This window comes from Shewanella zhangzhouensis (assembly GCF_019457615.1).
Classification (GTDB): Bacteria; Pseudomonadota; Gammaproteobacteria; order Enterobacterales; family Shewanellaceae; genus Shewanella; species Shewanella zhangzhouensis.
Genome location: NZ_CP080414.1, coordinates 656,397 through 670,719, shown reverse-complemented (window position 1 = coordinate 670,719; position 14,323 = coordinate 656,397). Strand labels below are relative to the sequence as shown.

The following is a 14,323-nucleotide window of genomic DNA, read 5'->3' as shown; positions in this document are numbered from 1 at the left end:
TAAATCCGACTTCACGGAAAAGAGGATTTCAATCATGGCGTTTTGGCTGGATTTGATGTTTGGTAACCCGATAGGGTTAATGTCAATGATAGTGATCTTCACCACTTTAGGGATAATTTCCTACATCATGTGGATGCTGTTTGTGAAGTCTGCGAAGCCTTAGTTTTTGCTTTCAATGTTCTTAACTGTGCATGTTTCAAGAGTGAATTAGGGGGCCGAATGGCCCCCCTTTTTATGTCTGTGTTTTTGTTCGGCGCGGCTCAGGCAGCGCGCTGGGGTGGCTTGCGGTGTGATACCACGTTACCCACAAAGCCAGGACGCGCCTTTATCAGGTTTTGCATATCTTCCTGACTCAGCTCCCCATTGGGCAATCTGAGCACATTTCGGTTCAGATGCTCTCTCGCCAGCATGCTTATCTTGTAATCTGCCGTTGAACCCTGGATGGCATAGTGCTTCAGATTGCCGAGGCACTCGAGAATATTGGTATCCACCAGGCTGCGAACTGCCAACTCTTCCACCGGCAGGGTCAAAATGGTTTTTCCCTGTAAAAAAAACTCTCTGAGCAGCGCACGTTCAGCCGGATCGAGCAATTTAACCTTGTGCTCAATGACTTCTTTTTTCCGTTTGGTCCCCAGATAACCGATAGCCTCGTCCAATAAGAAATTGGCCAAAAGCGATGCAAAAAAAGCGCAGGCAACAATCAACCCAAGGCCTATCAAGGCCGACTCCTGAATTACCCACTGGTCAAGATGCAAAGTCGCCAGCCAGGATTGCGGCGCAAATTTCAATGTAAGGGTCGCTATCAGCAGCCAAAGCATGCTTCTAAATCCCCAGGCTTTCAGTGACGCTACCCCCGGGACATTCCATTCAGGCACCTTCATCACACACCTCTTCCGTCAAAAAATTGAACTTCTGCTCACTCAAAGCAAGTTGGATGCCAGCCTTAACAGATATGTCAATTTGTACTCAGGTTGCAGAATTTCAGCGTTTTTTTATTAGCCAAACTATGCTTATACATATTCAAATGCAGGTTAGGACTAATTAGAAAGCATGCTGGGTTTTTCTCGTCAGGCGGTGAGCAGCAAAATCGGTCGCAGGCTGATGATTTCGATCGTGCTGTTCAGCTCGCTTATCACCCTCATCACCACCGGCTATCAGCTGTTTAATGACTATAACGGCGATCTTAACCGTATCGATCGTGCCTTCTCCAACATCGAGAAAGTGAACCTCGACGTACTGGCGGCCAGTATCTGGGTGATTGATGAGCGTCTTATCAATACTCAACTCGAAGGCCTTATCCAGCTGCCCGATATTACCTATATCTCCATCGATGACGACAGCGGTCAGCATTGGAGCCGTGGTGCGCCCATCGACAAGAACTTTATCGAGAAGGTGTTTTCTCTGAACTACAGCTCCGGCAGTGAAAGCATCTCTGTGGGTAAACTCACCATCCAGGCCGACTTGAATGCCGTGTACGAACGCATTTATGACAAGGCCATAATCATATTGCTCTCCAACGCCATCAAAACCTTTTTGGTGGCCGGTATGATCCTTATCCTGGTGTGGCTCAACATTACCCGCCACCTCAATACCCTGGCAGCCTATTGCCAGGACATCAGCGTCGAACATGAGTATCAGCCGCTGACGTTTCAAAAGCGCGGTGCCCAAAACGAATTCGATCAGGTCGCCCTGGCGATAAACGAAATGCAGGAGCAGCTGCATCGCTCATTCGGTGCCTTGAAAAAGTCCAAGTCCGACTTGCAACACGCGCTGGAAGACCGGGAACGGCTGCTTGAACTGGAGCGTTCATATAAGGAAGAACTCGCCAAGCAGGTAAAAGAGCGCACTATGGAGCTGGAACAGTCGCTGGTGATTCTGAAACGGGCGCAGGAAGCGCTGGTTGAACAGGAAAAAATGGCGGCACTGGGGGGGTTGGTGTCCGGTGTGGCCCACGAAATCAACACTCCAATTGGGATTTGCCTGACCGCCGCCAGCACCCAGTTGGCTCACATCGATGAGCTAATCAGCCTCATTCACAGTGAAGAGGCCACCCTGGAGGAAATCAACGCCATCCTCGAAGAGTATCAGCAAAGCTGTGAACTCATCGTCAGCAACATCACCCGCGCAAGCAACCTCATCCAGAAGTTCAAAACCATTGCGGCAGAAAACAGCCATGAGGCCCACGAGCAAATCCCCGTTGCCCAGCTTTGCCGTGACATTCACGAATCTACGCAACTTATCTATGCGCCAACAGTGGCCAATATGGAACTGGATATTGCCGATGAACTGCAAGTGGAAACAAACTACAGCCTGCTCAACCAGATCCTGAGTAATCTGATGTCCAACATCTATGCCCATGCCTTTGCACAGGGACGGGAAAATCTGTTCCGGGTAGAGGCGTATCTGGAAAACCGGCGCCTTATAATACGCCTTGAGGATAATGGGCCCGGGATTTCAGCCGATGTCGCCGAGCATATGTTTGAGCCCTTTTATACCACCACCCGTGCCCGGGGCGGCACTGGGCTGGGACTGTCGGCGGCATTCAACGCAGCCACCCTGCTGAAAGGCAGCGTGCGTTATGAAGGAAAGTCAACCCTGGGAGGGGCCTGCTTTGTCCTCAGCATACCGGTAAAACGGGATGACAATCTGCAGGCCAGCGACTCAGTCAAAGACGGCTATCAATTCCATATTTAGGCTTTTTGCTTAAGCCACATCAACACCCGGCTCACCGCCATAAAACCAAAGGTGCCGGTGACCACGGTCACGGCGCCGAAGCCTGAAGCGCAGTCCATTCGCATGCTGCCACCTTCGGCAGGCTTGGTGGCACAAACCTCGCCATCCTTACCCGGATAAGTCAGCGCCTCGGTGGAAAACACCGCTTCGACGGCAAACTTGCGCTCGAGATTACGGGAGAAATTGTATTCACGACGCAAAATATTGCGCACCTTGGCAAGCAGGGGGTCCTGAATGGTGCGGGAAAGATCTGTCACCTGAATTTTCGTGGGATCCAACTGGCCGCCGGCACCGCCCACGGTAATGATGCGAATTTTGTTGCGTTTGCACCAGGCTATGAGTGCGGCCTTGGGTTTAACGGCATCGATACAATCCACCACATAGTCGATACCGCATGCGGGCCCCAGATACTCGGCGAGGTTGTCGGGGGTGATAAAGTCTTCCAACTCGTCAATCTGGCATTCAGGGTTGATAGCGCGGATACGCTCTGCCATCACCGCCACTTTGGACTGGCCTATGGTGTCGCTCAATGCGTGAATTTGGCGATTGGTGTTGGTCACGCACACATCATCCAGATCCATCAGGCTAAGGTGACCGATGCCGCTGCGGGCAAGGGACTCTGCCACCCAGGTGCCGACGCCCCCTATGCCTATAACCAGCACATGGGCTTGCTGAAAACGCACCAGCGCCTGCTGACCATAGAGTCTGCCAATACCACCAAATCGGTCCAGATAGGACTGTGTCAGCTGCTGTTCCACCTGTGGATCCCCATGCCGTAAAAAACGCCGCATTCTAGCCTAAAGTGCCGCAGCCCGAAAGCACGGGACGTTTCAGAGCGGCTTGATACAAATCAGGCCATGTGTGCCTGACATGTTAGCACTGTCAGCGACAGGTTCCAGAAGATAAATAGAGCGGTTACACTTTCAGCAAAAACCTGTTTTATCAAAGTAAAACAATAGGATATAAACAAGCCTCATTTTATCTAGCGTGATCTGGATCACGCTCTGCCTTTTAACGGACTGCCACACTGCTGCCGCATTCAAGAAAGGGGCGACAACCCAACGCCCCTGTCCCGTCAATAGTGAGGAATCCGCCATGAAAAAATCTCTTATCGCATCGGCCGTTGCCACGGGTGCCGCCCTGTCTTCTTTCGCCACCCTGGCTGATGGCCCTGCGTTTTATGGCCGTGTCGACCTGGCCGCCACCAATTCCAATACAGGTTACGCCACCCAAAACCAAAAAGATGGCACTGTATTTGAAAACAATTTCTCTTGGCTCGGCGTAAAAGGCAGCGAACAGCTTAGCCAAAATATCGCTCTGATTTATCAAATGGAATTTGGCGTAAATAACTTCGACAATTCAGGCGACACTTTTAATACCCGTAACACCTTCGTGGGCCTGCAAACTCAAGCGGGTACTGCTTTAATTGGCCGTAACGACACCGTGTTCAAGCAGTCGGAGGGAGGCTTCGACCTGTTTGGCAACACCAACGCAGATATTGATCTGCTGGTGGCAGGGCAAAGTCGCCTCGGTGACAGCATCACCTATTACTCCCCGAAAATCGCTGACATTCTCACGCTGAACGCCACCTACGTCATGGAAGATAACTATGAACAAGGCAGCTGGTTCAATCCCGGTGAAGACGATGACTGGAGCGGTAACACCTATGCCCTGTCCGCGACCATGGGTGACAAGGCCCTGAAGGCCCAAAACTACTATGTTGCTGCTGCATACAACGATGGCCTGGATGGCATTAAAGCTTACCGCGGCGTGGCTCAGGTTAAATTCGGGGAGCTGATACTGGGCGCGCTCTATCAAAACTCGGAACATGTGGCAGATAAATACAGCAATCTGGAAGGTGACACCTGGTTTATCAACGCCGGTTACAAGCTGGGTAACACAACCCTGAAGGCAACCTACGGCCAGGACGATTCAGGGCTGGGTAAGTATGTCGGCCGCATGGTAGGTGATTCTGATTTTGGCATGGAACAGGTCGAGAACGTCGATTTACAGCAATACACCCTGGGTGCCGATCATCGTCTGAGCAAAAATACTCTGGTTTATGGTCATTTCACCCGATTTGATGGGGATATGTTGCTTGGCGGCACCAAGGTCTCTCTGGACGACGACGTGATCACCCTGGGTCTGCGAGTAGACTTCTAAGCATCTGATAAAAATACCCATAAAAAGCGACCTTCGGGTCGCTTTTTAATGCAAAAAATTTGTCACTTTTATTGCAGTTATATGCATCACTGCTAAAGTTAAACCAAATTTGTCGATGCGAATTACCCATTTGGAGGTAGTCAACGCTGTGTTTTTGCTCGATTTATCGTAAAAACGCCGCCAAGAAAGGATTCAGTCACAAAAATGCCTTAAATCCTTCCTGTACGGCCTGAAAGTTTGATCCACTCCACAACTTGCAATCGGTAAACCTGTAAAAATCATCGGCAACTTTGTTACGAGGCTGGATACCTGTAACAAACCAGCGAAAACAACTCAATAACCATAAAAATGGAACAGAACTTCGGTTCTAGGGAGCATGTAAACATGAAGAAGACCCTTATCTCTGCATCAGTAGCATCGGTAATGGCCCTGGCATCATTCGGCGCGCTGGCCGAAGGTCCTCAGTTCTACGGCCGTATCGAGCTTGCAGTAACCAACTCTGACGCCAGCTCTACCCTGCAATCCGGCACCAATGGCGCTACCGTAGGCGAAAGCGGCACCTACTTTGAAAACAACTTCTCTCACCTGGGCGTGAAAGGCTCTGAGAACATCAGCTCTGGTATCGATATCGTTTACCAACTGGAGTTCCAGGTAGAAAACACCTCTTCCAAAGGTGATACCTTCAAGCCACGTAACTCATTCCTGGGTATCAAGACCGGTGCCGGTACTGTACTGGTAGGTCGCAATGACACAGTATTCAAACAAGCCGAGGGTGGTGTTGACCTGTTCGGTAACACCAACGCGGATATCGACCGTCTGGTTGCCGCACAAACCCGCAGCGCCGACGGTATCTGGTACTACTCTCCAGTCATCGCTGACCTGGTGACCCTGAACGCCACCTACCTGATGGAAGACAACAACAGCAGCGACGACGCTCAGTATGCCCTGTCTGTAACCGTGGGTGACAAAGGCCTGAAGAAGCACAACTTCTACCTGGCCGGTGCCTATAACAAGGGCATCAGCAACGTAGATGCATACCGTGCCGTTGCTCAGGTAAAACTGGGTGACTTCAAGGTAGGCGGTTTGTTCCAGAACACTGAAAAAGTGGACAGCGGCAACGACAACAACACTTACTTCGTGAACGTGGCTTACAACCTGAGCGGTGTAAACCTGAAAGCCGAATACGGTAAAGACGAAGCAGGTTTTGGTAAGTACTACTCTTCTCTGAAAGGTACTGAGCCAGCTACCGATGTAAACGTAACCAGCATCACAGTGGGTGCCGATTATCGCGTATCCAAATCCACCCTGCTGTTCGGTCACTATGCCATGTATGAAGGTGACCACGTGGTTGCCGGTAACAAGGTTGACCTGAAAGACGACAACGTGTTCACCGTAGGTGTACGTTACGATTTCTAAGCCTTGGCTTAACCAAATCGGAGGCCGGGTTTAAAGCAACCGGCCGCCGTGAAGGCACAAAAAAGCGACCCCATGGGTCGCTTTTTTTATGCTCGCCTTGCCAGAAATGCCAACGGCGATAGAGAGATTACTTACGCACCAACAGGTAAGCCGCTTCATTGAGCCAGGGCACAGCCTTTTTTACAAAGCGGGGGTTGTCGGCAAGCACATCCTGACTCTCAAGCGCCGTGACCTCAAAATATGCCCCAATGAACTCCTGCACCCAATCGGGTGAAACCGCAAAAGGTGGGCCCATCAGGGCTTCCTGAGGATAGTCGAGGGTAATGAGCAATCCCGGCGTACCGGCGGGGATCAAGGCGGCGAGCTTACGCACATAATCGATGCGCATCTCTGCTGGGCAGGCGATGAGGGCGGCGCGATCGTAAAAACCACTGCACCCGGATATCAGATCATTATCCAGGGTGAAGAAGTCACCCTCAATCAAGGTAACGCCCTGTGCACTGTGATGTACGTGCTCACCCAGGGTGCGGCTTTGGGGCTGTGCACCTGCGGCTTCAAAAAACTGGCTCACTGCCAGTGCCGACAGTTCGCTGCCGATAACCTCGTGCCCCTGGGCGGCCAGAAATTCCATGTCGAGGGATTTGCCGCACAAGGGGACAAACACCTTGCCTTTGCCTTCAAGTTTCAGGCTTTCCCAGTGTTTGACCAAGAATGGGTTGATATCCGATTGATGAAATCCAATCTGTTGTGACTGCCACTTGTCGTGCCAGAATCCGGGCTCCATGACCATCCCCTATGACGAAAAAAGACGCCTTACTCTAGCGGCAAAGTCTGGGGGATGCAAAGCGCGCTTCAGGGCGCGTTCAGTGCCTCGTTCACCTGACGCAACCAAACACAGTTTTCACACTGGCACTTGCGCCGGGTCAGGTGATAAGGCGACAAATTGGAGTCGACAAAGTCTACGGCCACCAACAACTGCTGCCTCAGATCTTCTTCGCTTTTCTCTTCCAGCGATACCAATTCGTCATTGTGATTCATCCACACGCATTCCATGCCCTGATGGCAATAAATGCAGCGCTCATCGACACTGTTATAAAAACCCGAATGGGGGCAGTGCCTCAGTTCCATCGACTGAATGATACGCTTGCGTGCAAAGTCATACAGTTCAATCAGTTGTTGTTTCTTTTGGGCGTTCATCCTGCCCTCCTCAATCGCCGACAGCCTGCGGTTAAGCAAAGTATAAATTGATAAAAACACCTTAGCCTGTGCTGTCTGCGCCAGAGTTGATTTGCATCAAAATGGAGGGTAAAAAACTTGGGTAGGCGGCCGCTAAATACCTTGCCTGTCTGCGGCGGATATGGCTTTAATGGTGGATTGATATCAGCGCCGGGGATCCCTTTTTTGTCCGCCCAAACGCCACAGCTGCAACACTTCTATATTTCTGAAGAACAATCCATCTACCTGCTCAAGGCCGACGACGCCCGTAAACACAAGGCGTGGGTGCGCCTGTGTAAGCAACAGCTGTCCAAACTGGGTTACAGGGACATAGAGTTTATTGGCAAGGGCGCCTATGGCTTTGTGTTTGCAGGGGTCAACGAGGCCGGCGAAGCACACGTATTCAAGTTTTCCCGTATTACTTTGCCCCAGCAAATCCAGGACAGGCTGGAAGAAGAAGCCTTTATGCTATCCCATTGCCGCCACCCCAATGTGCCGCCGCTGGTCAAATTTGAGCGTGTGGGCAAACAGGGGATTCTGGTGATGGCCCGTGCTCCGGGGGAAGAGCTGGAGCAGCTGTGTCGGCGCCGAGGCGCACTGCCTATTCCCATGATCATGAGCATTGCGCGCCAGCTGGCTGATTTGCTTGTGTATCTTCGCACCGGCAGGCCGTTGGTTCACGGCGATATCAAACCATCCAATCTGGTTTATGACGAAGCCACCGGCCATTTGTCCCTGATTGACTGGGGCTCGGCGGTGTTTGCCCAGCGGGATGAACTGGGGCGGCCGGTGGAAGAACATGTGATGAATCTGCTCTCCAGCGACCAGCAGCACACCAATGCCCGCATGGGGGATGTGTACTTTATCGGTGACGAACAGCTCAGTGGCGCCCTTTCGAGCCCCCGATTCGACGAGCAGGGGGTTGCAGCCACCCTGTATGCCCTGGCATCGGGACAAGCCAGCCGCTTTGGTTCCCGGGTTATTCCGCCCACCAGCATTGGCCTGCCGATGGAGCTAGCCCGTACTCTCGAAGCCATGCTCAGTGATGATGCCCAGACCCGCAACCGGGGCGGCGACTATTTCCTTCGCAGCATGCGCCACAGTCACCGCCTGCTGTTACCGAATATCCCCCGCCCCGAGGCCATGGCCGAAATTCCTGTGTGGGTACAAAACCGTGGCAAAGAGGTAGATACGGTGAGCTACAGCTCGCGCAAGTCCTTTTTACGCGAGCACAACGCCGATGAACCCATCGCCCGAGTCGATGATGTGCAGCTGGATAAGTACTACCGCAATTTCCTGGCCGGCATGGGGGATACGGAGAAGGGCTTTATCGCCGCAGTGGGCAGATTGGGACAGTATCCCATAGTGGGCGGGCTCGCTATCCATTGGCAACAGGATGGGGTGTTTATCGACTCCAACCTGGCGCTCCACGACGCTGCGCTAAAGCAGGCGTTGGTGCAGGCAGTCAATAACATGGTTACCCTGGCCAGGGGCATAGGTCGCCTCGGTACCTTCAAAGCCTGCTTTTTTAATGCAAGGGACACTTTGCACATCAGCCGGGATTCGACCAGCGGCACCTTTGTGGCGAGCCCCGCTCAGCAGTTACCCTTTGAAGTGGGCGATGTGCCCATGTTGGAAGACAAGTCGCGACTGCACTCGTACTTTGAAGATGGCAAAGATCCGGACGAAAATCTGGAGCTGCCCGCCGAAATCATGACCGAGCTTGGTTGGCTCAACCAAATTCACCACACAGGCTGCATCATCTTTGAGGCCCTTGGCGATCACTTGAAGATCCACAGCTACTTAAAGCTGCTTAACCCGCGCAAGCAGGCGGCCTTCAGGGCCAGTCTCGACAGGATTTTGCACCATGTAGATAAAATTCACGGTAACGGCGTATCGGGCTTTATGAAGCTGCCATACAAGAACACCCGCAGGTTCGCCAAAATCAGCACCAAGCCCGAGGCCTTTTATCCTAAAGATCCCAGGCAGTTACAATCCGAAACCTGACTCATCGAGTGTGGGACAAGATACTGAGAACGCGCGGCCAGTAAACCCGTCGCGCGGCTCAGTCTTTAGGTTTGTTGGTGTCAGAGTGGGCGGCATCATCTTCACTGGCCGGAGTTTTCGGCTGGTCCAGCTGATGACTTCGTGCCATGGGGTCATCTTTACGCTCAAAGTCGCCGTCAAAGGTGTTGCCCCCATCACGATTAAAGGGGTCATTTCCGAAAGGCCCCTGGCCGAAGGGACCTTGACCAAAAGGCCCCTGACCAAAATTGGCGCCAAAACCGCCCTGCCCCACCACTCTCAATTGCAAGCGCTTCAGCAGCAAGGCTGCCAGGGGTTTGCGGGTAATGGGTGTCAGCAGCAGCAAACCGATAAAGTCGGTGACAAAACCTGGAATCAGCAGCAAGACGCCGGCCATGGCCAGCATCATGCCCTGAACCAATTCGGACGTGGGCGCCTCCCCCTTGGCCATTTTCTGCTGCGCCTGCATCAGGGTGGACAATCCCTGACTGCGCACCAGAGATACCCCCACCACCGCGGTAAAGAGCACCAGCGCCACTGTGGTCAGGCTACCGAGGGCTTCACCAACCCGAATCAGCACCGAGAGCTCGACCACGGGGATCAGGATAAATATCAGAACAAAAGCAAAAAACATGGCGGCCTCTAATGCAGTGGGTTGCAAGATATATGGGGGCTGTCCGGTCAAATTTCAAGAGTATCGGCTGTCGCTGCGGGGAAACAACCCGTATCACTATTTCAGCTTTCTCTTAATGCAAGAGTCAGACAAAACACGTAAAGTGTTTGCCAACCTGAGCTTAAGGCTAACTTAGCAGCCTTAAGGGAGTTTTAAACCTTGGGAGAGATCATGGCACAGTCCATGGATGACTATATCCTGGTTATGACCACCTGCCCCTCAGAGGATGTCGGCCTTGCCATTGCCAAACGTCTGGTGAGCAACAGCCTTGCTGCCTGTGTGCAGCAGGGTGGCCCCGTGACTTCGGTGTACCATTGGCAGGGGAAACTCTGTGAAGACAGGGAATATCCCTTATTCATCAAAACCCGGCGGGCACTGTATGCCGAGGTGGAACGGGTGATTTCTGAGCTGCATCCCTACGAGTTGCCTGAGATTATCGCGACGCCCGTAACCGAGGCCCTGCCCGGCTATTTGAACTGGATAAACGACAATACACAATCATGAAAAAAATCATCACCCTGCTGTTTAGCTGTCTGCTGTTATTGGCGCCCTCGACCCATGCCAATGATATTTTTGGCAAGAAGTTCGATTTCCTTAAGGGCGAGCCCGAGCTGATGCCCGTGAATGAGGCCTTTGTGTTCGATGCCGTGCAGGACGGGGATCGGATGCGGCTGTCCTTTGTGATTGCCGATGGCTATTACCTGTACCGCGACAAGCTCAAGTTTGAGGCCGACAACGCCACCCTGGGCGAGGTTGCTCTGCCGCCGGGCAAGCTGCACAACGACGAGTATTTTGGCGAGCAGCAGGTGTTTTACAGCTATGTTGAGTTCACCGTTGCCCTCAAAGAAGCACTGGAGCAGGGCACGCTGACAGTCACCTTTATGGGCTGCGCCGAAGGCAAACTCTGCTTCCCACCCACCAAGGTCAGTAAGCAGCTTGCCGCTGTGGCACCCAACGATGGCAAGCTGTCGGGCGAAACCGCAGAGCAGCTAACCGGCGGCACAGTTTCAAGCACGTCCGCCTCAGCCCCCCTGACTCAACAGGACAGTCTGGCGCAGATGCTGACCGAGGGAAATCTCGGTTGGACCTTGTTGATTTTCTTCGGGTTGGGCATTGGTCTGGCGCTCACTCCCTGCGTGTTCCCCATGTACCCCATTCTCTCGGGCATCATCGTCGGCCAGGGTGAAAAGCTGTCCACGGGCCGCGCCTTTACCCTGTCCATGGCCTACGTGCAGGGCATGGCAATTACCTACTCTCTGCTGGGGCTGGTGGTGGCTTCGGCCGGGATGAAATATCAGGCCGCGCTGCAGCACCCCGCCGTGCTTATTGGTCTTGCGGTACTGTTCTTTGTTCTCAGCCTGTCTATGTTCGGCCTATATGATCTCAAGCTGCCGTCATCCTGGCAGGAGAAGATGAATGGCCTATCCAACAACCAGAAAGGTGGCAACCTCACCGGCGTTTTCATCATGGGGGTGATTTCCGGTCTGGTGGCCTCGCCATGCACCACTGCCCCCTTGTCGGGTGCGCTGGTTTACGTGGCACAAAGTGGCGATCTGCTGATGGGCTTTGCCGCCCTGTACGTGCTCAGCATGGGCATGGGTCTGCCACTGCTGCTGATGGGCACGTCCGGTGGTAAATTGCTGCCCCGCGCCGGTGCCTGGATGGAAATCATCAAGACGGTGTTTGGCTTCCTGCTGATTGCGGTGTCTGTGATGATGATTGGCCGCATCTGGCCGGGCATGGTGTCTGACTTGCTGTGGGCCCTGTGGGGCGTGGCACTGGCGGGCTACCTGCTGCATCAAAACAAAAAGACCGAGTTCAACTGGAAACAAACCGTGCGCACTGTGCTGCTGATGCTGGGGCTGCTGGCGGCGTTCTCCTACGGCTTCCAGGCTGTGATGGGTGGTTTGGGCTACCAGATGCCCACCAACAAGGCACAGCAAGCCGTGAAGGGAGTTGAATTCAAACGCATCAAGTCGGTGGAAGATCTCAATGCCGAGCTGGCCATTGCCCGCTTAGAAGGCAAGTTTGTGATGCTGGATCTCTACGCCGATTGGTGTGTGGCCTGCAAGGAATTTGAGCACATTACCTTCCCCGACCCGGAAGTGAAGAAGCGCCTGGATAACATGGTGCTGCTTCAGGCCGATGTGACCAGGTCAGACGCCACCGACGTAACCTTGCTGGAAACCTACGATGTGCTCGGCCTGCCGACGCTGCTGCTGTTCGATCCCCAGAGTGGCCTGCGTGATGACCTGAGAGTCACCGGCTTTATGGGCCCCAAAGAATTTGCGGCGCACCTGGACCTGCTGCAAGTGCATTAATCCCCATTTTCCCTTATAACTAAAGGCAAAGATTTCACTGAAATCTTTGCCTTTTTCATCTCACATTAAATAAAGTCCGCTAAGATACCTGATTTATAGCTGAATTATCTGTTAAGGAGTTTCATGGAGCCGGCCATTCTCGTCATCACCCTCGCTTGCGGCCTCTTGGTCAACCGCGTTGGTTTGCCGCCATTGATAGGATATCTGGCCGCCGGCTTTGTGCTCTTTATGTTTGGCATTGAAGAATCCAGTTTGCCGATGCTGCAGCAATTTGCCGATCTCGGTGTAACCCTGCTGCTGTTTGCCATTGGCCTGAAACTGGATATTCGCAGCCTGTTCAAGGCCGAAGTCTGGGCCGGTGCCAGCCTGCATCTGGTGGGCACCATGCTGTTTTTGGTTCCCGTGCTCAAACTGCTCGGTATTCTGGGCCTGAGCCAACTTACCGACCTCAGTCTTAATCAGCTGTCGCTGCTGGCCTTTGCCCTGAGCTTCTCCTCCACGGTATTTGCGGTGAAGGTGCTGGAAGACAAAGGGGATATGCAAACCCTTTATGGTCGTGTCGCCATTGGTATCCTCATCATGCAGGACATCTTTGCCGTAGGCTTCCTGACCGTGTCCAAGGGGGAATGGCCTTCCATCTGGGCGCTGACACTGCTGTTGCTGCCAATAGCCAGACCGCTGATTTACCGCGCTTTTGATCGCGTTGGCCATGGTGAACTCCTGGTGCTCTTTGGTCTGGTCATGGCCCTGGTGCTGGGTGCCTGGCTCTTTGAAGCCGTGGGGCTTAAGCCCGATTTGGGCGCCCTGATTATCGGCGTGCTGCTTGCTGGCCACCCCAAGGCATCCGAGCTTGCCAAATCATTGTTTTACTTCAAAGAGCTCTTCCTGGTAGCCTTCTTCCTCACCATAGGACTCAATGGGCTGCCAAGCCTGGAAGACGTGGCGCTGGCGGGGCTCCTGGTGGCACTCATTCCCTTCAAGGTCGCCCTCTTTGTGGTGCTGCTGACCCGCTTCAAGCTGCGTTCCCGTACCTCTATGCTGGCTTCGTTCAACCTGGGTAACTATAGCGAGTTCGGTCTGATTGTCGCGGCGGTGGCCGCGTCCAAAGGCTGGCTGCCGTCACAGTGGCTCATTATTATCGCCGTGGCGCTGAGCTTCAGCTTTTTGCTCGCAGCCCCCCTCAACAATATGGTAGGTAAGATTTACCAGCGATACCAGCAGCCCCTGAGACGCATGGAGCGCCCGCCGCTGCATCCGGAAGACAGACCCATCCCCATTGGTAACCCCCGTTTCCTGATTTTGGGTATGGGCCGTATTGGTTCAGGTGCTTATGATGAGCTGAAACTCAGATTCGACGGGGAAATCCTTGGCATTGAGCACAAGCAGGAACTGGTGGACTTCCACCGCGCACAGGGACGTAATGTAGTGCAGGGCGATGCCTCGGATACCGACTTCTGGGAAAAGCTCGACAGAGCCCCCAACCTGGATCTTGTCCTCCTTGCCATGCCCCATCACGCGGGCAACCTTTTTGCGGTAGAACAACTGAAGAAACAGGACTATCAGGGTAAGATCAGCGCCATTGTCCAGTACGCAGAACACACCGACTCCCTGAAAGAGAGTGGCGTGCACAGCGTCTACAACCTCTATGAAGCCGCGGGTGCGGGTTTTGTGGAACACGTCGCCACAGAGCTGATGCCCGCAGAGGGTGAACTGGCCCAGGCCAGAGGCTGATTTGAAACGCCGCGAATTCGCGGCGTTTTTGTTTGTTCACTTATCG

13 protein-coding genes are annotated in these 14,323 nt (G+C 53.3%); 8 read left to right on the top strand and 5 right to left on the bottom strand.

Annotated elements, in window-relative coordinates:
* Positions 1-34 precede the first annotated feature (34 nt).
* Complete coding sequence (locus K0H63_RS02915; RefSeq protein ID WP_011758669.1) at positions 35-163, top strand: DUF3149 domain-containing protein; 129 nt, start codon at positions 35-37, stop codon at positions 161-163.
* A 97-nt stretch (positions 164-260) separates the two neighbouring features.
* Here the strand turns inward: K0H63_RS02915 and K0H63_RS02910 are convergent, their stop codons facing one another.
* Entirely contained in the window at positions 261-881 is a 621-nt protein-coding gene (locus tag K0H63_RS02910; protein WP_220067792.1) for a superinfection exclusion B family protein, read from the bottom strand.
* Positions 882-1,050: 169 nt separating this feature from the next.
* Between K0H63_RS02910 and K0H63_RS02905 the strand changes: the two genes are divergently transcribed.
* The gene (locus tag K0H63_RS02905; protein ID WP_220066645.1) at positions 1,051-2,694 is read left to right on the top strand and encodes a sensor histidine kinase; all 1,644 of its coding nucleotides are present in this window, start codon (positions 1,051-1,053) and stop codon (positions 2,692-2,694) included.
* Here K0H63_RS02905 and tcdA read toward each other — a convergent pair.
* Complete coding sequence (gene tcdA, locus K0H63_RS02900) at positions 2,691-3,479, bottom strand: tRNA cyclic N6-threonylcarbamoyladenosine(37) synthase TcdA (RefSeq protein ID WP_220067791.1); 789 nt, start codon at positions 3,477-3,479, stop codon at positions 2,691-2,693. The genes K0H63_RS02905 and tcdA overlap by 4 nt on opposite strands.
* A 349-nt stretch (positions 3,480-3,828) precedes the next feature.
* Here tcdA and K0H63_RS02895 point away from each other — a divergent pair, with 349 nt between their 5' ends.
* Both K0H63_RS02895 and K0H63_RS02890 read left to right on the top strand, forming a co-directional pair.
* Positions 3,829-4,896: a porin gene (locus K0H63_RS02895; protein WP_220066644.1), complete on the top strand. Its 1,068-nt coding sequence runs from the start codon at positions 3,829-3,831 to the stop codon at positions 4,894-4,896.
* A 384-nt stretch (positions 4,897-5,280) separates the two neighbouring features.
* Entirely contained in the window at positions 5,281-6,312 is a 1,032-nt protein-coding gene (locus K0H63_RS02890; RefSeq protein WP_220066643.1) for a porin, read from the top strand.
* A 127-nt stretch (positions 6,313-6,439) separates the two neighbouring features.
* Here the strand turns inward: K0H63_RS02890 and K0H63_RS02885 are convergent, their stop codons facing one another.
* Complete coding sequence (locus K0H63_RS02885; protein WP_220066642.1) at positions 6,440-7,096, bottom strand: thiopurine S-methyltransferase; 657 nt, start codon at positions 7,094-7,096, stop codon at positions 6,440-6,442.
* A gap of 68 nt (positions 7,097-7,164) precedes the next feature.
* Complete coding sequence (locus tag K0H63_RS02880) at positions 7,165-7,509, bottom strand: hypothetical protein (protein WP_220066641.1); 345 nt, start codon at positions 7,507-7,509, stop codon at positions 7,165-7,167.
* 204 nt (positions 7,510-7,713) lie between these two features.
* Between K0H63_RS02880 and K0H63_RS02875 the strand changes: the two genes are divergently transcribed.
* A complete protein-coding gene (locus tag K0H63_RS02875) occupies positions 7,714-9,534 on the top strand; it encodes a protein kinase domain-containing protein (protein WP_220066640.1) in 1,821 nt (606 codons plus the stop codon).
* A 58-nt stretch (positions 9,535-9,592) separates the two neighbouring features.
* On the opposite strand, the gene K0H63_RS02870 is transcribed toward K0H63_RS02875, so the two are convergent.
* Positions 9,593-10,186, bottom strand: a complete 594-nt coding sequence (locus tag K0H63_RS02870; RefSeq protein ID WP_220066639.1) for an FxsA family protein — start codon at positions 10,184-10,186, stop codon at positions 9,593-9,595.
* Positions 10,187-10,396: 210 nt separating this feature from the next.
* Here K0H63_RS02870 and cutA point away from each other — a divergent pair, with 210 nt between their 5' ends.
* The 3 genes from cutA to K0H63_RS02855 all read left to right on the top strand — a co-directional run bounded on the left by cutA (position 10,397) and on the right by K0H63_RS02855 (position 14,277).
* Positions 10,397-10,729, top strand: coding sequence for a divalent-cation tolerance protein CutA (gene cutA / locus K0H63_RS02865; RefSeq protein ID WP_220066638.1), 333 nt, complete (start codon positions 10,397-10,399; stop codon positions 10,727-10,729).
* A complete protein-coding gene (locus tag K0H63_RS02860; RefSeq protein WP_220066637.1) occupies positions 10,726-12,546 on the top strand; it encodes a protein-disulfide reductase DsbD in 1,821 nt (606 codons plus the stop codon). The genes cutA and K0H63_RS02860 overlap by 4 nt, the downstream gene beginning before the upstream one ends.
* Before the next feature lie 123 nt (positions 12,547-12,669).
* Positions 12,670-14,277 (top strand): cation:proton antiporter family protein, encoded by a 1,608-nt coding sequence (locus K0H63_RS02855; RefSeq protein ID WP_220066636.1) that lies wholly within the window; start codon positions 12,670-12,672, stop codon positions 14,275-14,277.
* Positions 14,278-14,323 lie beyond the last annotated feature (46 nt).